This is a genomic window from Salibacter sp., assembly GCF_031581065.1.
Classification (GTDB): domain Bacteria; phylum Bacteroidota; class Bacteroidia; order Flavobacteriales_G; family Salibacteraceae; genus Salibacter.
In genome coordinates this window covers 1-20,181 of record NZ_JAVLBN010000015.1, presented here as the reverse complement: position 1 = coordinate 20,181, position 20,181 = coordinate 1, and the positions used below count along the sequence as shown (strand labels likewise).

23 protein-coding genes and 1 tRNA gene are annotated in these 20,181 nt (G+C 41.3%); 16 read left to right on the top strand and 8 right to left on the bottom strand.

Annotated features, from left to right (window positions below):
- The first annotated feature begins 7 nt into the window (after positions 1-7).
- Genes RI557_RS05565 through RI557_RS05540 form a run of 6 tightly spaced genes read left to right on the top strand, consistent with a single transcriptional unit; the run spans position 8 to position 4,427 of the window.
- Entirely contained in the window at positions 8-472 is a 465-nt protein-coding gene (locus RI557_RS05565; RefSeq protein WP_310667839.1) for a DUF1573 domain-containing protein, read from the top strand.
- 14 nt (positions 473-486) lie between these two features.
- Complete coding sequence (gene yajC, locus RI557_RS05560) at positions 487-798, top strand: preprotein translocase subunit YajC (protein WP_310667838.1); 312 nt, start codon at positions 487-489, stop codon at positions 796-798.
- Positions 799-831: 33 nt separating this feature from the next.
- The gene (locus RI557_RS05555) at positions 832-1,803 is read left to right on the top strand and encodes a YbbR-like domain-containing protein (RefSeq protein WP_310682639.1); all 972 of its coding nucleotides are present in this window, start codon (positions 832-834) and stop codon (positions 1,801-1,803) included.
- Complete coding sequence (coaE, locus tag RI557_RS05550) at positions 1,800-2,396, top strand: dephospho-CoA kinase (protein ID WP_310682637.1); 597 nt, start codon at positions 1,800-1,802, stop codon at positions 2,394-2,396. Before RI557_RS05555 ends, coaE begins: the two co-directional genes overlap by 4 nt.
- Positions 2,393-3,892, top strand: a complete 1,500-nt coding sequence (locus RI557_RS05545; protein WP_310682635.1) for an NAD(P)H-hydrate dehydratase — start codon at positions 2,393-2,395, stop codon at positions 3,890-3,892. Before coaE ends, RI557_RS05545 begins: the two co-directional genes overlap by 4 nt.
- The gene (locus RI557_RS05540; protein ID WP_310667834.1) at positions 3,885-4,427 is read left to right on the top strand and encodes a DUF4136 domain-containing protein; all 543 of its coding nucleotides are present in this window, start codon (positions 3,885-3,887) and stop codon (positions 4,425-4,427) included. The genes RI557_RS05545 and RI557_RS05540 overlap by 8 nt, the downstream gene beginning before the upstream one ends.
- An 18-nt stretch (positions 4,428-4,445) precedes the next feature.
- Here the strand turns inward: RI557_RS05540 and RI557_RS05535 are convergent, their stop codons facing one another.
- Genes RI557_RS05535 through RI557_RS05525 form a run of 3 tightly spaced genes read right to left on the bottom strand, consistent with a single transcriptional unit; the run spans position 4,446 to position 7,710 of the window.
- The gene (locus RI557_RS05535; RefSeq protein WP_310667833.1) at positions 4,446-6,434 is read right to left on the bottom strand and encodes a TonB-dependent receptor plug domain-containing protein; all 1,989 of its coding nucleotides are present in this window, start codon (positions 6,432-6,434) and stop codon (positions 4,446-4,448) included.
- A 21-nt stretch (positions 6,435-6,455) separates the two neighbouring features.
- The gene (locus RI557_RS05530) at positions 6,456-7,289 is read right to left on the bottom strand and encodes a FixH family protein (RefSeq protein ID WP_310667832.1); all 834 of its coding nucleotides are present in this window, start codon (positions 7,287-7,289) and stop codon (positions 6,456-6,458) included.
- Positions 7,290-7,341: 52 nt separating this feature from the next.
- Positions 7,342-7,710, bottom strand: a complete 369-nt coding sequence (locus tag RI557_RS05525) for a hypothetical protein (protein WP_310682634.1) — start codon at positions 7,708-7,710, stop codon at positions 7,342-7,344.
- A 191-nt stretch (positions 7,711-7,901) separates the two neighbouring features.
- Between RI557_RS05525 and RI557_RS05520 the strand changes: the two genes are divergently transcribed.
- From RI557_RS05520 to RI557_RS05510, 3 genes are all read left to right on the top strand, one after another.
- Positions 7,902-8,261, top strand: coding sequence for a hypothetical protein (locus tag RI557_RS05520; RefSeq protein ID WP_310667830.1), 360 nt, complete (start codon positions 7,902-7,904; stop codon positions 8,259-8,261).
- A gap of 66 nt (positions 8,262-8,327) precedes the next feature.
- Complete coding sequence (locus RI557_RS05515) at positions 8,328-8,732, top strand: hypothetical protein (RefSeq protein ID WP_310682632.1); 405 nt, start codon at positions 8,328-8,330, stop codon at positions 8,730-8,732.
- Entirely contained in the window at positions 8,716-9,576 is an 861-nt protein-coding gene (locus RI557_RS05510) for a lipase family protein (protein ID WP_310667828.1), read from the top strand. The genes RI557_RS05515 and RI557_RS05510 overlap by 17 nt, the downstream gene beginning before the upstream one ends.
- On the opposite strand, the gene RI557_RS05505 is transcribed toward RI557_RS05510, so the two are convergent.
- The 3 genes from RI557_RS05505 to RI557_RS05495 form a co-directional block, all read right to left on the bottom strand.
- Positions 9,549-10,088 (bottom strand): hypothetical protein, encoded by a 540-nt coding sequence (locus RI557_RS05505; protein ID WP_310682630.1) that lies wholly within the window; start codon positions 10,086-10,088, stop codon positions 9,549-9,551. The genes RI557_RS05510 and RI557_RS05505 overlap by 28 nt on opposite strands.
- A complete protein-coding gene (gene thpR / locus RI557_RS05500) occupies positions 10,085-10,531 on the bottom strand; it encodes an RNA 2',3'-cyclic phosphodiesterase (RefSeq protein ID WP_310682628.1) in 447 nt (148 codons plus the stop codon). Before thpR ends, RI557_RS05505 begins: the two co-directional genes overlap by 4 nt.
- Positions 10,532-10,621: 90 nt before the next feature.
- Complete coding sequence (locus RI557_RS05495; RefSeq protein WP_310667825.1) at positions 10,622-10,957, bottom strand: DUF6150 family protein; 336 nt, start codon at positions 10,955-10,957, stop codon at positions 10,622-10,624.
- Between the two features lie 132 nt (positions 10,958-11,089).
- Here RI557_RS05495 and RI557_RS05490 point away from each other — a divergent pair, with 132 nt between their 5' ends.
- Positions 11,090-11,902 carry an enoyl-ACP reductase gene (locus RI557_RS05490; RefSeq protein ID WP_151167301.1) on the top strand — a complete coding sequence of 271 codons (813 nt, stop codon included), beginning with the start codon at positions 11,090-11,092 and terminating at the stop codon, positions 11,900-11,902.
- 44 nt (positions 11,903-11,946) lie between these two features.
- Positions 11,947-12,723, top strand: a complete 777-nt coding sequence (locus tag RI557_RS05485) for a class I SAM-dependent methyltransferase (protein ID WP_310682626.1) — start codon at positions 11,947-11,949, stop codon at positions 12,721-12,723.
- On the opposite strand, the gene RI557_RS05480 is transcribed toward RI557_RS05485, so the two are convergent.
- The gene (locus RI557_RS05480) at positions 12,720-14,195 is read right to left on the bottom strand and encodes a redoxin domain-containing protein (protein ID WP_310667823.1); all 1,476 of its coding nucleotides are present in this window, start codon (positions 14,193-14,195) and stop codon (positions 12,720-12,722) included. The two genes, RI557_RS05485 and RI557_RS05480, sit on opposite strands and share 4 nt — an antisense overlap.
- A 227-nt stretch (positions 14,196-14,422) precedes the next feature.
- On the opposite strand from RI557_RS05480, the gene RI557_RS05475 reads away from it, so the two are divergent.
- From RI557_RS05475 to RI557_RS05465, 3 genes are all read left to right on the top strand, one after another.
- A complete protein-coding gene (locus RI557_RS05475) occupies positions 14,423-15,208 on the top strand; it encodes an MbnP family protein (RefSeq protein WP_310667822.1) in 786 nt (261 codons plus the stop codon).
- 19 nt (positions 15,209-15,227) lie between these two features.
- Positions 15,228-16,208, top strand: a complete 981-nt coding sequence (locus RI557_RS05470) for a cytochrome c peroxidase (protein WP_310682624.1) — start codon at positions 15,228-15,230, stop codon at positions 16,206-16,208.
- Between the two features lie 65 nt (positions 16,209-16,273).
- Positions 16,274-17,566, top strand: coding sequence for an oligosaccharide flippase family protein (locus RI557_RS05465; RefSeq protein WP_310682622.1), 1,293 nt, complete (start codon positions 16,274-16,276; stop codon positions 17,564-17,566).
- Position 17,567: 1 nt separating this feature from the next.
- On the opposite strand, the gene RI557_RS05460 is transcribed toward RI557_RS05465, so the two are convergent.
- Positions 17,568-19,031, bottom strand: coding sequence for a GWxTD domain-containing protein (locus RI557_RS05460; protein ID WP_310667819.1), 1,464 nt, complete (start codon positions 19,029-19,031; stop codon positions 17,568-17,570).
- 77 nt (positions 19,032-19,108) lie between these two features.
- On the opposite strand from RI557_RS05460, the gene RI557_RS05455 reads away from it, so the two are divergent.
- Both RI557_RS05455 and RI557_RS05450 read left to right on the top strand, forming a co-directional pair.
- Positions 19,109-19,861, top strand: a complete 753-nt coding sequence (locus tag RI557_RS05455) for an SDR family oxidoreductase (RefSeq protein WP_310667818.1) — start codon at positions 19,109-19,111, stop codon at positions 19,859-19,861.
- A gap of 86 nt (positions 19,862-19,947) precedes the next feature.
- Positions 19,948-20,035: transfer RNA gene (locus RI557_RS05450), tRNA-Ser, on the top strand.
- Positions 20,036-20,181 lie beyond the last annotated feature (146 nt).

Here is a 20,181-nt window from a genome sequence, read left to right as displayed (position 1 = left end):
GAAAATTATGAAAAAGCTATTGTTTATCACACTATTAGGATTGGTAGCCTGGAGTTGTAATAACTCCGGATCTGACCAGGAATCAATTACACCTGATATGGTGAAGAATAATGCAACTGCTTCGTCAGACTCAACGAAAAAAAGCAGTGAAGCACCCATTATGGAATTCGATACACTAGTTCAGGGATTTGGAACAATCACACAGGGTGAGAAAGTGACTAAGATGTACAGGTTTCAAAACACGGGTAACAAAGAGCTGGTGATTACTTCAGCTCGTGGCTCATGCGGATGTACCGTTCCTAAATATCCGCGCAAACCAATTGGTCCGGGAGAATCTGGTGAGATTGAAGTTATGTTCAATAGTAAAGGGAAAGTAGGACGCATTCACAAAAAGATTTATATCGTTGCAAACACAACTCCTGCAACAAACACGCTGGCTATAACCGGTGATGTTGTGGGGCCATCAAAATAAAAAACGCAAGAAAAATGGAAAATTTACAGGGATTATTAGAAAACTTTGGACCGCTACTTTTGATTATCGTGGTATTTTACTTCTTCATGATCAGACCCCAAATGAAGAAAGCAAAAGAGGCAAAGAAATTCAAGGAAAACCTCAAAAAGGGCGATCACGTGGTAACAATTGGCGGTATTCACGGAAAGCTTGACGAGTTGAATGATACGACTGTTGTTATCGATATCAACGGAAAATTCAAATTGACTGTTGAGCGTTCAGCAATTTCACCTGAATACTCTAAAGGAACAGGTGAATCAACATTAGCGCAACAACCGAGAAAATAATATCTTCGGGGAGGCGATTAATAGCACCGAAGTATGAATAGAATCAAAGCACTCATAAAAAAACCGGGAAAGCGTTTTTACGTTTTCCTGGTTTGTTTGCTTATAGCCACCTTTTTTTGGGTTCTCAACGCTCTCACAAAAGAGTATTCTTTAACCATTTCTGTGCCGGTTGAATATGCCGGTGTCTCCAGTGAAAAAGTAATCGTCAACACACCGCCTAAAGCAGTTTCTTTTAGAGTTAGAGGAGAAGGGTTTAATCTTTTAGGCGTGTCTAAAAAAGATGAATTTGAGCCCGTTACAGTTGATTTAAGTAATTACTCAACATTTGGTGATGACGAAGTAGAACGAAAGGTTGTGGATGCAGGATCTATCCGTAATTTAGTAAACGATGAGCTTGGCGACTACCTCGATATCGATCAATTATCTGCTGACTCTATTCAAATCCTCATCGAGGAGCGAATGTCCAAAAAAGTTCCGGTTGAACTCGATCTCAACATCCAGGTAAACGATCAATACACATTACAGTCAGAACCATTTTCAACTCCCGATTCCGTAGTGGCAAAAGGTCCAAAATCTGAGGTAAAGGTTTTGAAAAGTGTGTTCACAAAAAGACTTGAACTCGAAGATTTGGAAACCACCGTGAATGAAGCGTTGCCCATTGTAAGCGCTTCAAGTAAAATGAACTTTGAACCTGAAAATGTGAAAGTAACCGTACTGGTAGAGCAACTCACACAGGGATCCACAAAAGTGAAGATCGAAACAATCAATTTGCCCGATTCTCTCACGCTCTCAACTTATCCGCGTGTCGTAACCGTCAACTTCAAAACAGGCCTGTCGCATTTCGACAGCGTTGACGATAACCAGTTCACAGCCCAGGTCGATTATCGTTCGGTTCTGAAAGACCACCCACCAAAACTCTATGTCAATGTTGTTTCAAAAGATGACTTCGTCAAAGTGATCAACTACAGTCCTGAGAATGTCGAATACATAATCAGATCGCGATGATTGTTGGCGTTACAGGCGGAATTGGAAGTGGAAAAAGTACGGTTTGTCGCATATTTCAGTCTTTTGGTATTCCCGTTTTCGATGCCGATCAACGTGCTAAAGCGCTCTACATTGAAAGTGAAAATGTAAAATCTCAGGTAATTGAACTTTTAGGTGAAAGGGCTTACAAAAGTGATAAGCCTGATAAAGAATACATTGCCAATCAGGTTTTTGGCGACAAGTCAAAACTGGAAAAACTCAATCAAATCATTCACCCGGCAGTAAAAAGTGATTTTGAAGACTGGTATCACAGTCAGAACACGACCTACGTCATCAAGGAGGCCGCAATCATGATCGAGAGTGGCAGTTACAAACAGTGCGATAAACTGATTTTAGTTACCGCTCCAAAAGAGCTCAGGATAAAACGAGTAGTGGAGCGTGACAACACATCTGCTGATGAGGTAGAAAAGCGCATGAGTAACCAGATGACTGATGACGAAAAACGCAAATATTGCGATTTTGAGATTTTAAATGACGGAAATTCGTCATTGATCGAGCAGGTTCGCGATATTCACAGACAATTGCTATCTTTTGGCCAAAAGCCGAAAAAATGAAAATACTATCCGCTGATCAAATCAGAAAAGCTGATCTATATACAATACAGAACGAACCTATTTCAAGTGTAGACTTGATGGAGCGAGCCGTCACCAATGCCAAATTGGCTATGCCCATTTTTTATATCAATCAAAAGATACTGATCGTTTGCGGCCTGGGAAATAATGGCGGTGACGGACTTGTCATTGCTCGCCATTACAGTGATCAAGACGAAGTAGAAGTCGTTGTGCTCAACTTCAATGACCAGTATTCAGATGATTTCAAAACGAATTTTGAAAGACTGAAGGAGTGCAACGTCAAAATCACGACAATCAAATCGGCTGATGAATTCGAGATCAACGAGCCGGATTTCATTATTGACGCGATTTTTGGATCTGGACTAAATAGACCCGTTGAAGGATTTCCCGAAGAGGTCATCGAGAAACTCAACAATTACGAAGCAAAAAGACTGGCAATTGATATTCCATCAGGACTTTTTGCTGATGACAATGACGAGAACGATGGAACCATATTCAAAGCTGACGAAACGATTACTTTTCAGTTACCAAAGTTATCATTTCAGTTTGCTGAATATGCAGAGTTTGTAGGCCAGGTAACGGTTCTCGATATCGGTTTACTCAAGAGTTTTATTGAAGACGAAAAGACAGATCATGAGGTTCTGACCGAAAGAGGTGCACGAAAGATATTGAGAAACAGAAAAGGCTTTTCGCATAAAGGAACTTACGGCCATGCATTGATAACGGCAGGTGGAAAAGGAAAAGTTGGAGCAGCTGTACTATCATCAAAAGCAGCGCTAAAATCTGGTGCAGGGTTGGTTACTGCACATATTCCAAGATGTGGCTATGATGTTATGCAAACTGCTATTCCTGAGGTGATGTGCATTGTTGATTCCGGTGATGAATGTTTAAAAGATGACATTGATTACTCAAATTTCAATGCTGTTGGAGTGGGTCCCGGAATCGGTCATCACGAGGAAACGCGATTTGTCGTGGAAGAGTTGATCAAAACCACAGAGAAACCGCTGGTACTCGATGCTGATGCACTCAACTTACTTTCAGAACACCCGCAATGGCTCGATCATCTACCAAAAGGAAGCATTTTAACTCCACATCCGGGTGAATTCAAAAGATTATTTGGCGAAATAAATAAGCCGATTAAACGTCTTGAAAAAATCAAAGACTGGTGCTCAAAAACAGAATGTTACCTCCTTTACAAAGATCATATCAGCTTTTTGGTTACACCCGAACGCAAAGTGTTTTTCAACAGCACGGGAAATTCGGGAATGGCAACTGGCGGTAGTGGAGACGTGCTCACTGGAATTATCACAGGCCTGCTCGCTCAAAAATACAGCAGTTTTCAAGCAGCACTTTTAGGAATGTTTGTTCATGGTAAAGCCGGAGATGCCGCGCTTGAAAAAGAGTCGTTTGAATCGCTAACTGCATCTGACATCATCAATAATTTGGGTGAAGCCTTTAAATCGATCAGACATGAGTAGAGCTTTTGTTTTTCTTTTTGGTTTGATCCTGATCACAGCATGTGCCTCACAACGCGATGTAAGCATACAAACCGCTGAAAATATCGAATTTAGATCGTACAAAACATTCATGGTCAAGCTCGATCCCGAAAAGGAATACGCTGATTTTGCCGATCAAAAGATCGAGGAAGTTCTCGAGGATGAAATGAAGCTGCGCGGACTCAAAAAAGACACTGTCAACCCTGATCTCTGGATTATGTACGATACCAGGGTAAGGCAAAAAACAAAACTCGAGCGTTCATCATATCCTTATGATTATTACTATCCGTGGGATTGGGGTTACAATCGCTATCCCTACCGCGAATACACTTACCGGGAGGGTACGGTGATCATCGATATTGTGGATGTGAAAAAGAAACGCCTAATATGGCAGGGTTGGTTGAGCGAATCGGTTGATGATAAGCGCGACATGGAAGATGTGGAAATGGATATTCGTTCTATTATGGCTCGTTTTCCGCTCAAGGCATCAAAAACCGCTACCGAAAACAAAAAATGATTCCGGCAGCGATTTTAATTAAAATTTAAAACCAACGGTCAGAGCCCCGTTAAAGCCGGCTCTCGGGACATTTCCCCAGTCGAGGTGATCCCAGTATTGCCGGTTGGTGAGGTTTCGCAAATCTGCGCGAACAGTAAGTTCATTCTTTCCAACTTCAAAAATGCGTTGAGCACTGGTGTTGAAAATCACGTATCCGCTCGTTTCATCTTCACCATAGATTGGGTTTACTCTGTTTTGATCAGCAGTAATATTTGAGCTCACTTCAAAGAACCATTTTTCTTTTTTGTATTGAGCTGTTAAATCCACTTTCAACGGTGCAATCAATGGGATAGGAGTTCCGTTGTGATCCTCAGCATAGCGGTACTTGAGTCGCTCTTTTAACGAAATATTTTTTGTGATTTGCCAAAAAGCACTTTGCTCAAATCCGGTAATGTAAGCATAATCCAGGTTTTCGTAAAACTTGACCCCGTTTCCTCCAATGGTCATGACTGAAAGCGATGAATCCCAAACACCAAAAACATAGTTTTCAATGTAGTGAACGAACGGACTCAAACTCAACTGAACGTCACCAAATGATTTTCTCATTTCATAGCTCAACTGATACGAGTTTTCCATCTCTAAATCAGGATTTCCCATATAATCGAATCCGTCCTGAGCGTTGAATAGGTAGAAGCCGTAGAGTTCACTGAGAGTAGGAACCCGCTGACTCACTTTCATGCTCAACGAGTGATTGAAAATAGTTGGATTGTGATTGATTACCAATCCACCACCCATCGTTAAATCTTCTCTGTCTGTATTATCAAAACCAAAAATGGAGATCTGTTTCATGCCAAAGTCGCTCAGCATTGTATTTTGGTAGTAATTGGATCTGAAAAAGAGTGTAGTATTCAGTTTATCAGTCCATTTTGAGCTCAATTCACCTTCACCACCAAATCCAACGCGCGTTGATAACGGCCATGTTTCCATGAACATTTCCTTTTCATTTTCGGGGTACATGATCATATCAGCCCAGCGCTCGTTGTAAAAACCATCAGCTTTGAGTTTCACTTTATGTCGGCTGCCCAGGTTCTGACCGTAATGGGCATAACCGCCATAAGTGGTACTTCCACCCGGCATATCCATGTGCATAGGGACATTGGGTCTTTTTGTGTCATCCATCACATGCTCGATGTCATTTCCATAAGCCTTGATCTCGAGATGAGACTGGACTGTGTTTGTGAAATAGCGATGATACGACAGGCTGTAAATTTGACCTTTAGCCGATGAAACATCCATTGGTAAAGCGGTGTAGCCAACATCCCAGGCATCATCTAAAATGAATTGAGCTTCAATCCACTCGTTTGATGATAATCTGTACTTCGCATTTGCAGCCAGGTTGAGCTTGTGAAATTGTGTGTAGAGAACCTCGTTACCGTTTCCATCATTGTAGGGATCAGCATCACGGTAAGAACCGGATACTCTCAACCCAAACTTCGATGATGAGTAATCGAGCGATCCCTGAGCTACGTTCCCCAATCCGTTAAAGCTCAAACCGTACAATCCATTTCCCGTGAATTGCGGCTCACCGGTGAAGCGGGCTTTTTTGGTTGCCAGGTTCAAACCAACTGGTGAAGTGCCACCAAATGCACTTGAATTTTGGCTCTGACCAGCAGTAATACCGGACAGATTATTCGTTGAAACATAAGAAGTGACCGGGTCCATTTTATCAGTACAGGCGCCAAAAACGCGCATTCCATCTAGCGTGATATTCATGCGTTCCATTGTGAGTCCACGAAAAACTGGTTCGTAAGCGTAATTTCCACGCCTGATGAAATCTGCTCCTGAAATTTGCCTGATTGCTTCTCCGGGTTTGTTTACTGAAGAATAATTTTGGTTGGTTTTAGACAAAACTTCTTCAATCTCTACTTCATTGAGGTTTTTTACGCGTAATGAGTCATTACGAACCTCACTCACCTGCGCCAAAACTGACGCAGGGAGTAAGGTAAGGACAATGAATTGCCTTAGCATATCAATATGTTTTAGAGATTCTTAGAACGTGATGTCAAAGAAAAGGTCGTCTTTGATGACGTTACCGTTCTTTTTGACAACCATATTGACTTTCCAGTAGCCTGTCATCGTGAAGTTCACCTTTCCAACGTAGTGACCATCAGTTGTTTCAACCGGATTTTCATTATCTGGTGAACCGTGGCCCATTGTAGGCATTTCCGGCTCTATTTCCATGGTTAATCCGTTTACTGCCGGCCATGACATCATCGTTTTGCGTTCGTGAACCACAACTTCGTAATCGTTGATTCCAACTTTAGGTTCTGATGGTTCAATAAGCGATACGAAATAGCGAGCACTGTCAGGAGTGTAAAAGCTCTTTGTTCTCGTTTCTTGAGGTTCAACAACACTGTTTATTTTCACACGATGTGTTTCTGATTCGTTATCATCAGTAAGTGTAACATCAATGTACCAGTCACCAGCAGTTGTTGGCATCACAAACACGACTGCTGCTTCACGCGCACCGTTTTGATCAGGTGTGCCCGGTTGTTCTGCCGGAGCACTGTGCGTGTGCATAGGCATATCCATAACCGGATTTATTGTCACCTGGTCATCTAAAAAGCTGTCATCAACAGTTCCGTCATCGTCTCTTTCAACGATCCAGATTTTGTTGTATCCCACAAAAGCTTCCTTTTCACCGTAAATCACGATGTCATCATCGTTATTGTCGTCATCACTGGTTCCCAGGACTACATAGTTTTCAAAGGGATTAGTTGAAGGGGTGGGAGTGTTGTCATCATCGTCATCGTCTTTACACGATGTACTTGCTCCAATAATTAGCGCCATTAAGGCCCAAACTTTAATATTCTTGAGTAACATAAGTCTTTGATTTTAAATGAATAAATACAGTAGGAGGTGAAATGTATAAGACTTATGACCTGGGTGGATGAAACACCTCAATTGGTGCTAAAAAGGAATATGAATTTTGATAAAAGAAGTTTGAAGAGCTCTCTTTTTGGTCAAATACGCTGGTGAGTTTTTCACTGTCAGATCCAAAATAAAGCGTTTGCTCAGGTAAGAATGTCACTTCCTGCGGAGCTCTTTTTTCATCTGTTTCACCCATGAGTTGTTTGCTGAAGTGACATTTACCATTACAGTGGAGTTCAGGTTTATCTTTGTTTTCACAAAACAACTCCGTGATCTCTTCCACATTCATGCGGTAATTGACAAACAGCACAGCATTATAAAACTGTGTAAAGCCAAACAGTGTAATCAACAATATGGATGAAATGATTTTCATTTGGTACAAAAATAGCCCTTTTTGTTTTTGTGTATTATGACTTTTGTCACAATAGCTAATTATTAAGAACCGGGCATGAGATGGTGTTAAAATGGTATTAAGTTGGTCAAGTGTTCTTATAGTATGTTTACAATGTTAACTATAAAATTTGTTTATTTTTCTTACATTTGAATAAACCAACACCTGCAGCTATGAGTGAACGTACTTGTTTGGAATGTGGTGAAAAGTTGAGAGGCAGAATTGATAAACGCTTTTGCGATGCCGATTGCAGGAGTAGTTATCACAATCGCAAACACCGTGATGAAGATGCTTACTACCGCAAGATCAACAAAAGACTCAAGAAAAACCGCTGCATACTCAATGATCTCAATGATGGAGGTAAGACTAAGATCTCCAAATTAAAACTCTTACAGAGCGGTTTTAACTTCAATTATTTTACTCATATACTTCGCACCAAAAAAGGTGGTATTTATTTCTTTTGTTACGATCAGGGATATATTGAACTGGATGAGAATATGTTCCTACTCGTTGAAAATAAAAGTGAGGATTAACAGTCTTTTTAATGCTCCATCTGTCGTTTCAGAATTGTATCTTAGTAGCAACAGAAATGACATATTATGATCTATAAAAACTTTTATGCAGAGCTAGGGAAACTGCTCTATGCTGTTGCAAAATCTGACGGGAAGGTTGCCGAAAAGGAACGGAAAGCCATGCACGAAAAAGTTGTGAAAGATCTCGTTCCGGTAGAAAATTCAACTGATGAGTTTGGAACAGACAGCGCTTTTTACGTGGAAATGCAATTTGAAAGTTGCCAGGAACAGTCTGCCGATCCTGAAACATGCTTCATCGATTTTATCAGCTATGTAGATGATCACCATTCTGCTTTTGATGCAAAATTGCGCAGAGCCACTGTAGAAATTGCCGATGCTGTTGCCGGTGCGTTTTACAATACCAACTCTAAGGAACGCGATATGCTGGAAAGACTCAAACACAAAATACAGGAGTTTGAAAAGCAACAATGAGTTAGCCGGTTCTGACCAAAACGAACTTATATCAAGCGAGCAGAAAATTGAGTACCGTTTTTTGCTCGAATTGATTTGTGGCGTTTATGCCGAAGCTTTTTCTGCCCGGTTTGGCGACAATCAAAAGAAATGGACGCTCATCGGGAAGGAAGAGTTTGGGCCTTATTTTCCATTTGAATTACCTGAAAGTTTTGAGAGACTGGCAACTTTCAATGTTGAAAATAACCTGTTGCCGTGGAAGAGTAGGTTTAACAAGGTTTTGCCGATTGGCGTTTTGCTCCGCAATGGATCTGACCATTACTTGATTTTCAGGGGCACACTCGCAGCGATGGAATGGTACCACGATATGTTGTTCACGCAAAAACCCTGGTCAAATAGCAGTAGCGAAAAGTTGCTGGTTCACAGCGGTTTTAACGATTTATTTGACACGGTCAGAACCGCAGTCGATTTAGCGATTGACGGTGCTCAAATTAGAGAAGGAAAGTTGACAATCACAGGGCACAGCCTGGGAGCAGGCCTGGCTAACTTATCAGCTCTCGAATGGTGCGAGCTCAAACCCCGGCTCATCACGTTTGGATCTCCGCGTGTGGGGAATGCGGCTTTTTCTAAAAAGCTCGCGAAATGTGTGTCATTTCACCAACGCATTGAACACATTTTTGACCCGATACCCAATTTACCTCCCGAAAGTGTCAAGCCTCTTTACAGCGATTATGCACATGCCGGAGAACAATTATTGATCAAGGGATTAATCGACACGATTTCAAGTTACAGGGATTTGAAAAAGAGGGAAGTTTTGTTGGGGCATTTACCATCAGCTTATTTTGATGCCCTCGACCGCTTGTGAAATAGCTTGTCTATTTTTCGCTGAATCGTTTTAGCGTAGTGCGGTTTATTTCGGCTAATGATTTCCATAATTTCATTTTCTAATTCGGGATAGCGTTTCATGAATCGGTCAAGTAGCTCGAGACTGTAGTTGTGAATAGCAATCGCCTTAGCCGGGTTTTCGATGTTCGATAAACAGGTGCCCAGGACTTTACCTTCGCATTTTTCAGGAATATGAGAATCTTTAGCCATGCGCAAAATCTCGCGTTCCTCACCGCTCGTTTTGCAATCTTGAATAAAATCGAACAGTTGCTCCCCGTATTTTTTGAAGAGCTCTTCATTTCTCATGACAGCATGTGAAGCTACCCAGGCTGCATAATTTGGGTGAATATCTCCGCGCTTCCAAATACCTATTAACAACTCAAAGTATTTATCATTTTGCGCTATTTCAACAGCCAATTTATCGCGATTGTCTTTTGTACGATGTGAGGTCAAAAAGTCTTCAATCCTCCTGGCAAAATCTTTCTCCTTCATGGCAATTGAAAATGATGAACGGGCTCATATTCGGCACCTTCTTTCTTCAACAAAGATTGCATTAAAATCAATTCATTCGGTTCTACGGTCAGATCCATTTCACCGCTTACATCAGGGCACTGAATCGGTTTTTTGTCGTAAACGCGAGCCATCGTCACGTGCGGACTAAAAACTACGTGATCGGGTTTTCCTTTCCCGATAACCGCGTAGTACAAATTGTCGCGCAATGTTTGCCATTGTTTGCTGTGTTTATAAGCAGCCCAAATCATTTTGGGTTTGTTCCCGTGAACGGTTTTAAAACTATCAAACGTTAGCGTAGGTAGTGGAGGAGTTGAGTTTAAAATACTTTCAACAGCCTTTTTGATTTCAGGAACCGATTGCTCACCTGTTTCTCCCATAAACAAAAGTGTAATGTGGTAATTCGCAGGCGGAATCCACCGCAATTTGTGACCGTCAGGAAACGACTAAATGCAACTCGTCAGCTTAACAGCCACTTTTTTACCGATTGGTATGGAGAGGAAAAGGCGCATTTGTCAATAAAATAAATGTTTCTTCGATTTATCATTCCAGCCGCTTTGGTGGCTGTATTCTACAAAATAAATGGTGACATCGGCCTGGTGCTTGTAATCAACGAAAAAAATCTTTTTATCAGCCTGGTGGGCGTATTCCACGAAAAACCATTTACCCTCGTTGCCATCAGCCTGATGGCCGTAATCGACCTTGAAAACGCTTAAGTCTGCCTGGTGCTCGTAATCCGCTACGAAGACTTTCACATCAGCCTGATGGGCGTATTCGACTGAGAAAACCTCCTGGGATCTGACCGTAACGGCCAATACAATAAAGAGAAATAGGATGAAAGTTTTTTGCATTGTGCGAAGCTTACGAACCGAAAGTAACAAAATTTTGAACTGTTTGCCAGCGATGTTCAAAAACGTTCTTTTCGCGGTCTTACTCAAAAGCGGTAATTCCTTACTTTTGGCCCAATAAAAATGCATTAGATTATGGCAACTGATTTATTAAAGGGAAAAAAAGGAATCATTTTTGGCGCGCTCAACGAGCAGTCTATTGCCTGGAAAGTGGCTGAAAAAGCACACGAGCAAGGAGCTGAATTTGTTTTGACAAACGCACCAATAGCACTGCGAATGGGCGAAATCAACAAACTGGCTGATGCTACCAACAGCGAGGTGATTCCAGCCGATGCTACCAACATGGAAGATCTCGAAAACCTGTTTACCAAAGCTCAGGAAATTCTTGGCGGTAAGGTTGACTTTATTTTGCACAGCATCGGGATGTCACCCAATGTGAGAAAGAAGAAACATTACACAGAAAATAACTACGATTTTTATCACAAAACGATGGACATTTCAGCGATGTCACTTCACCGCACACTGAGCACTGCTATGAAAATGGATGCGCTCAACGAGTGGGGAAGCGTGGTAGGGTTGACTTACATCGCGGCACAGCGTGTATTCCCTGATTACAACGATATGGCTGACGCTAAATCTCTTTTGGAGAGTATTGCGCGCAGCTTTGGCTATCACTACGGTGAAAAGAAGAAAGTGCGTATCAATACTATTTCTCAATCGCCAACTCCAACAACTGCCGGAACGGGTGTGAAAGGATTTGACGAGTTTATTTCATTTGCTGATTCTATGTCGCCACTGGGCAACGCATCGGCTGATGAATGTGCTGATTACACGATCACGCTCTTCAGCGACTTTACGCGCAAAGTAACCATGCAAAACCTTTACCACGATGGCGGCTTCTCCAATACCGGAGTGAGCAACAAGGTCATGGAAAAATTCACAAAATAATCATCACGTCCCCGCTTTTTGCGGGGATTTTTTTGGACAGAGCCGTGCACACAGCAATCGAGTTTTTCAAATACCTGGCAACTGCCAAAACCCGCCACGGCATTCATTCCCCGTTTGTCTATAACTTTTTAGAGGAAGTACTTTATTCCAAAAAAGAATTCTACGTTTTTGATGAACTCATTGAAAAACGAAAACAGTTACGGTCAGATCCCTCGACCATCGAAGTAACCGACTTTGGAGCTGGCTCTCGGGCAGGACTCACAAAAACGAGATCTCTCTCCGGGATAGCCAAAAAGGGGAGTCCGGATAGGAAATTCCTCAAACTCCTGTTCAAGATCGCCCATTATTACGATTCCAAAAATATTTTGGAGTTAGGAACATCACTCGGCATTTCAACTTCCTTTTTAGCCTCAGCTCATTCAAAGAGTAAGGTGGTAACGATTGAAGGCTGCCCGCAAACAGCTAAAGTCGCTCAGCAAACATTTAACGACCTCAAATTGCGCAACATCGAACTCATAGTTGGCCAGTTTGATGAAAAGCTGGATTCGGCTCTGACCGAAAACCAACCGTTTGATTTGATTTATATTGACGGAAATCATCGTGAAGAGGCTACAGTTCGCTACTTTGAACAGATAGAAAAACACGCGGCTAAAGAAGCCATTTTCGTTCTCGATGATATTTATTGGTCGGCCGGAATGACGCGTGCCTGGGAAAAAATAAAGGGCCACAAAAATGTTTCTGTGACCCTTGACTTATTTAGGATGGGGGTTGTTTTCACCGGAGTGAAAATGCCTCGTTATGATTATCGGTTCCGCTTTTAACGCGTTTGTCCTTTTGCTTTTACGTTGATACTTTCATTCTCGCGGTGCGAGTTGATGATATCAGGCAATTGCTGCGAAGTAATGCGTTTGGCGATGATTTCTTTGTTTTCATCGAGCAGGAAAATTTGCGGAGTACTGAAGATGTCCCAGTAATCGCGAAAGTTGAGACTGTTGAGAGTCGTTTTACCTGCACGGATGTATTTTACCGCATTCTCATTGATCTCTGGCGTGTCAGAAACATTGAGGAATGTGATGTTCTTTTTCTTAAGGAATTTCTTGAGATCTCCGTTTTTGAGCTCAGTACTCACACCAAACATCTCAACTCCATTATCCTTATTCTCTTCGTAGAACTTTTGAAGTTTAGGGAGTTCTTTTTTACAGTGTCCGCAATTAGGGTCCCAAAAAACCAATACGGTATATGGCGATTTGATGTCATACATTGAGTGCCATGTTCCGCCCGTATCAGGCAGAATGATGTTTTCAGCCGTTACGCCAATAATTTGTCTTTTGCGTTTCGTGTACGATTCTTCCAATTCAGCGTATTGAGTAGAATCGATCCAAAAGGCTTTATCTTTCATGTAGTACTGCTCAGCCATGCACACGAAAACACCGTCCATTCCCATGATCTTAGACTTTTCGTAAGTATTTGTCACATGTTGAACGACATATTTATAGATGAGGTTTGAGTCATTTCCGGTCAGATCCGTCATGCGTTTCGCGGCTGCGCAAATCGAGTCGGGAATTTGCGGAACTACTTTTTGCAAGTAATAATCCAGCTTTTGGTGAAGGATAGGAGTGCGCAACATGCGATCATCTGTCATGTCGATGTTATCGAAATAGTGTTTTTTGTAATACTTGTACTGCGCAGTAGAATCTGAACTGTTTTTAACTTCTTCAGGAACTTGTGGCTCAATAGAGGCTCTCATCACCTTAGCGATAAAGAGGTCTTCGTTCTCATTCACAAAGTCATCGCGGAATCCCTTGAGTTCATCAGCCGTTTCATCGATTTGTTTCTGGAGCTTTTTCTTCTTTTTCTTGCTCGTTTCCTTTTGTTTTTGCTGAGCAAGTTGTTGCAGTTTAGGTTGCAGGCTATTCATTTTACGCATATATTCGTAAAAAGCCTCGTTTTCAGGTGAGTTTTTGATTTTAACAGAATTCATGAGGTCGTCCTTATCAGCTTCAATGTAAAAGGAGTTCTCGGCAATTACGATTTGCAAGTAAGACTTTTTGTCGGGCATGATCACCGAGTATATACCACCCGGTTTCATTTCTTCTTTTCCGGTGAATTCAAATTCACCTTTAGAATTTACGTAAGCCGTATCGTTATAATACTGGCGAGCACCGTAAAAATTGGCCATTTTGATGGTAGTATCAGCAAGGCCGTTGATCTTAAATTTGTATGAATAGCCGTCTTGTGAAAATCCCGGTAAAAGGGACAAAACGAATAGCGCGAGTGTTATTGTCGATCTCATATTTCTTTAGTTTATTTTCTATCAGACTCCCAAAAATGCTAAAAGCGTGCCACAAAATTGGTATTTAAGATTACTTTAACAAGCTTTATAAGAGTAAAGCGAACTTGTGAAAGATTTTTATTTCTTGTAATACGTATATAAACAGTGGGATGAGAATTAATCAATTGTAACAAAAGTCACTGTATAGCGATATTTTTATTGCTACTTTTATTATCAAATTAAACGCGATGAAAAAGAATAGAGTAAATTTTAAAAAGTATTTATTGTTGCTGACTTCAGTTGTTGTTATGGCAGGCTTGAGTTTTAGTTGCAATGACGATGACGGAGATGACAATGATAATAATCCGCAGCCTGTTGAAAAAGGTCAGGTTACAGTTAATTTTGATATTGAGTACAACGATGCTCCAATGAACTTTGATGAAAAGTACGACTACAATAATGAATACGAATTCAATCTAACAAAGCTCCAGTTTTATTTGAGTGATGTTGGGGGAATTAATCAGTCAGGGAAGATAAAAGTAGGAAAGGATATCGAATTTATTGATATGAGTCCGTACGCTACACGATACGATGACAAGGTTACTTTTGACTTACCGGTTGGTACTTACACACAGGTTAGGTTTGATCAGGGTGTAAAGGACGAACTCAATAGTGCAGATCCGGCTGATTACGGACCTGAGCATCCGCTACACAACAGTAATACGATGTACTGGACGTGGAAAACCATGTATATTTTCCAAAAGGCTGAAGGTTTTGCTTATACTCAAAACGACACGGTTTCATGGTTATACCACACAGGAACAACTGATCTCTACAGAGAAGGTGTAGAAGTAGATCGCAGTTTTGATGTGAAGAAAGGTGAAAATACTGACATCACGATTACAATCAACTTCAATAAAGTCTTGAACAGCAATGCTGAGCTGGATTTAGTCGATGATGGTCAGAGCCACACGATGGATAATATGCCGGCAGCAACAGACTTTGTAAACAACTTTGAAATTGCATTCGAATAAAGTTAAAAACTCTGTCTTTATGGCGGTACTGGTTATCATCAGTATCGCCATTTTTTCGTGTTCTGACCAAAAGGAGGAATATCACCTGAACGTTCCCGGCTGGTTTCCCAAACCAGAAATACCGGATGATAACCAATTGACGAAAGAAAAAATAAATTTGGGTAAGCGCCTCTTCTTCGACAGTAGGCTTTCATCTGATTTTTCTAAATCTTGCGCTTCATGTCATTTACCACAACACGCATTTAGCGATACGGTAGCGTTTAGCAGTGGCGTTCATGAGCGAGCCGGTGAGCGAAATTCGCCCTCACTTGTCAATGTTGCATACAAACCGCATTTTTTTAAAGATGGCGGAATAGAGTCGTTAGAATTTCAGGCTTTGGCGCCAATTGATCATCCTAACGAAATGGATATCAGTTCTACCACTATTGTTCAACGATTGCGTAAAGATTCACATTACAGGCATAGTTTTAAAGAGGTTTTCAATAGCGATGTAACGATGAGAGGGATTACACATGCACTGGCAGCTTATCAACGCACGCTCATTTTTGGCAACTCGAAATATGACAGAGCAATTTTTGAAAAAAAGGTGTCTTTATCAGATCTCGAAACTCGCGGACTCGATCTCTTCAAAAGCGACTCACTCAACTGTTCAAAATGTCACAGTGGTGTTTTCTTTACTGATTATTCATTCCAAAACAACGGACTCAAAGCTCATTATGCTGATTCGGGAAGGGCAAAGGTGACTTCAAATCCTGATGATGCGGGAAAGTTTGTTGTTCCTTCATTGCGCAATGTAGAAGTAACTGCTCCTTACATGTATGACGGAAGCATTAAATCACTTTCTCAAGTGATTGATCATTATGCTTCTGGTGGATCTGACCACCGCAATAAAAGCGAGTTAATTACCGGGTTTTCGCTTTCCAAAAATGACAAAGAGGCATTGATTGCTTTTCTCAAAACACTCACTGATAAGGAATTTCAGCAAGACCCCAATCAATAACTTTGATAGAAACTCGTTGATTACAGACTGCAACTTGCGCGAATTAACCTAAATTCGGGCCGTTCATGAAGCTGAAATACGACCAGTACATAAAGCAATTGATGGGAGTTACCGGGATTCATGGTATCTTTTTAGTTACCAGTTTCCTCACACACATCTTGCTATCCAATTATTTGCCTGCTTCACAGTTTGGTGAGTACAGCTTTTACAGTTCGCTCATTCAGCTTTTTGTCGTAATTGGTCTTTTTGGCCAGCACAACTTTTTGACACGGGAATTACTAAAGGTCAGAACCGGATTCAGCAAAGGCTTTAGCGGAATCACCCGCAAGAGTCTCGGTTATAGCGCTATTGCCTGGAGTTTATTGGCTGCGGTTTTCCTCGGTGCCAACGCAATTGGCTGGTTTAATATCGAATGGCCAATTACTGTATTGATTCTGTTGATAACCGGCTTTATCGTTGTAGGAACAATCAGGCAGGCTGTACAAAAAGCTTTTGACCAGGTGGGAGTGAGCCAACTTCCTGAGAAGTTACTCTTCTCGGCTGTTTTCCTGCTTACATTATCTACGGGTGTTTTTTGGCTAAAACTGGATCTGACCATTTTGAAAGTCATGTTTTTTAGTGCTTCGGCTTACTTTATCAGTCAAATTGCCGGAGTGATTATTTACGCTTCACTGAAAAAAAAGCAACCTCCCAAACCGATTGAAAAAGCATCTGAAACATCAAATGAAAAGCCGGCTACGCGATGGTATTTCTATTTTATGTCTGTTATCGATATTATTGATAGTAACGTTGATATTTACCTCATCAAGTATTTTGAGGAGTATGAAACCGTTGCGATTTATTCGGTTGTGAAACGCGTTGCAATGTTGCTCCACACGATAATTTATATTTCTAATTACGCCCTGGGGCCGGAGGTTAGCAAGTTGTATTATAGTGGTCAGATCCAAAAACTACAGTCTACCGTAGCTCGCATTGTGCTAATGAACCTGAGTTTTGGAGCAATTGCATTGATCGTTCTCATTTCATTCAAGAACATCATTTTATCACTGTTTGGCGATTTTTACCATGAAAATATCACCTGGGCATTGTATTCGGTGATGATGCTCGCTCAATTTGTGAATGTAGCACTGGGAGCGCCCAATCAGGTGCTATCATCAACCGGCTTTGAGCGTTACAATTTATGGGTATACGCAGGCGGTGTATTGCTACAGGTAGTTTTGGGAAGCATTGCACTGCATTATTACAACATCACAGGAATGGCAATCGTCACACTCATTTCAGCATTTTACTGGAACGGACTCACACACTTCATCATGGAAAGGAAAGTGGGGGTTAAGATTCTTGGATTTAAACGATAACTTACCTCGGTTGATTGAAAAAGTCTTCACTCTGGTTACCCCAATCGCTGGCGTCACCTTCAAAGTCAACATCTCCGTATGGCGTGTTTCTTCTTTGGAGCTCGTATTTCCATCTTGGGTTGTTGATTTCGCCAATCACATTTGAGTGTAAAAGCATGTAATTGTTTGTCGATTTGTCTTTGTTGTAAAACACGTAGCGAGCATCTGATCTTTTTGGGTGCTTGTAATAATGCCAAATGTGATAGGGGTAATTACTGGGCTCGTTATCTCTACGTACAATCGTATTGGGCTGACCGTATTTCAAATATGTGAGTCCGCGGTCTGTTTCGTATCCCTTCTCAACACGTGTTCCAAATTGCTGATTCACATACTCAACTTTTTTGCGGTATTCTTTCCACGCCTCGTAAGGATCTCTCGGATTTTTATCCATCCAAAAGTCGATGAAGAAGTTTTCAAGCTTGGCTTTATCCACATTTTCAGCATGCAACCTTATGAATGATTTTTCAGGAACTGAAGCAATTGGTTTCATGCAATAGATGTGTTCCAGTAATTGAGGTTGTGGCGTTTTTTGCAACATATCGGCCAGTGCGTCATACTTGTTAGTTGGAGCGTTTTGTTGTGGGAGCGCTTTGTTGACATTCAAAAATTCGAGCTCTTCAGATCTCAATACAGTTTGAGTACTGTCTAACAGATCAATTTTCAACTTAAAGTTACCGGTTGGCAAGTTTGAAATATCAAAATCTTTAGCCAAAATTGTAATATCACCGGCTTTTTCACGCTGATAGGCTGTAAATTGAGGCAAGTGATCTCCGTACTCATTCACAATTCCGTAGCGGATTACATATGGAGTTTCCTCACCAATCGATTTGCCTGCATTGTAAATCTCAGCATAAAAAGAGAGTGTATTAATTTCATTGGGATAGTAATCGTAAACGTAGGGGATGAACTTGAGTCCGTTTTTGACAAATGGGCCATCCTGGTTTTTGGCTACAGCTTTATCGGCAACGAGTTCAATATCTGAAATTGACAATTCATTTTCAGGATAATTGACATTGACAGTTTGTGATCCTTTGTATTCATGGTCAGATCCGTATGCATCGCGGAGCTTGATTTCCAAATCGTAAACACCGTTGTCTATGGCAATACGTTGCAAATCCATGAACGATCCCTTTGCTGAGTCTGGATCAGTAACGGTTGGACTCAAAATTTCGAATTTCTTGAAGGCTCTGACCGTATCACCCTGAGAGAAAGTGTAAGTCACGATGAGTTTTCCCTGATATAAACTATCGTTGTTCTTTTGGTAGTTTATAGATTTCGCCTGAATTTTGAGATAGTTTTCCACGTATGGCTTCTGAGCCGGAGTTGAAAACGTAGACAATGCGAATTGTGCATCCAGCCCGGTAAGGCTCTGACCGAAAACAACAGATGATAGAAGTGTTATAAAGGCTGTTATTGTCAATTTCATAATGAGCAAAGGTAATGACTAGAACAATGTTGCTCAAGTAAACGATTAATAATTAAAAATAGATACAAATCAATTTTATGGAGATTAAAGGAAAAACATTTTTAGTAACCGGTGGAAGCTCCGGTTTAGGAAAGGCTACAGCTAAGCTATTGGCCGATAAAGGCGGTAAAGTTGCAATTACGGGAAGAGATCCTGTAAAGCTTCGTAGAGTGGCTGAGGAAATCAATGCATTTGCCATTCATGCTGATGTTGCCAAAGACGAAGACATTGCAAAGACTTACGAGACTTTTCTGGAGGAATTTGACCACCTGGATTGTTTGGTCAACAATGCGGGAATAGGGGCGAGACAAACTCTCACAGAATACGAAAAGAAAAACGGCAACAAGGTCAACAAGCGCAAAGAATTGACAGATTTAAAACGAGAAGATTTTCAGGCAGTTTACGACATCAATGTTATGGGAGCTGCCATGATGGGAGCTAAGGCCGCTGAGCTGTTTAAGGAGCAGAAGCATGGAAATATTGTAAACCTGGGTTCTACAGCTTCTTTGAAGGGATATCCAACAGGATCGGTTTATGTTTCATCAAAGTTTGCGTTGAGAGGAATGTCGCAATGCTGGCAGGCAGAATTGCGTCCTTACAATGTTCGCGTGATTCATGTCAACCCGAGTGAAGTTCCCACAGCCTTTGGGCAGGAGACCAGGGAGGAACGCCCTGAGGAAGCGAATAAACTCTCCTCAACGGAGATTGCTCATGCTATAGTAAGTAGTTTAGAAATGGATAACCGCGGATTTATTCCTGAGCTAACCGTTTGGGCCACAAATCCTTTTTGATGAACAATTGCTGGAAGTCCCGTATTCCCTGAAATTTTTTTGAATCGGGGGCTTGCAGGTTTAAAAAGCGATATTACATTTGCAGCGGAGAGTTGGCAGAGTGGTCGATTGCGGTGGTCTTGAAAACCATTGACCTTCACGGGTCCGGGGGTTCGAATCCCTCACTCTCCGCCAAAAGAATTAAAAGCTCAGTGCGATTAGCACTGGGCTTTTTTCGTTTTCACGAAGTCTGAACACGCAGTGTTCAAGCGAAGTGAAAACGAAAAAAGGCCAATACTGAACGAAGTGAAGTGAGTTTTTAATTCTTTTGGACCAACCCC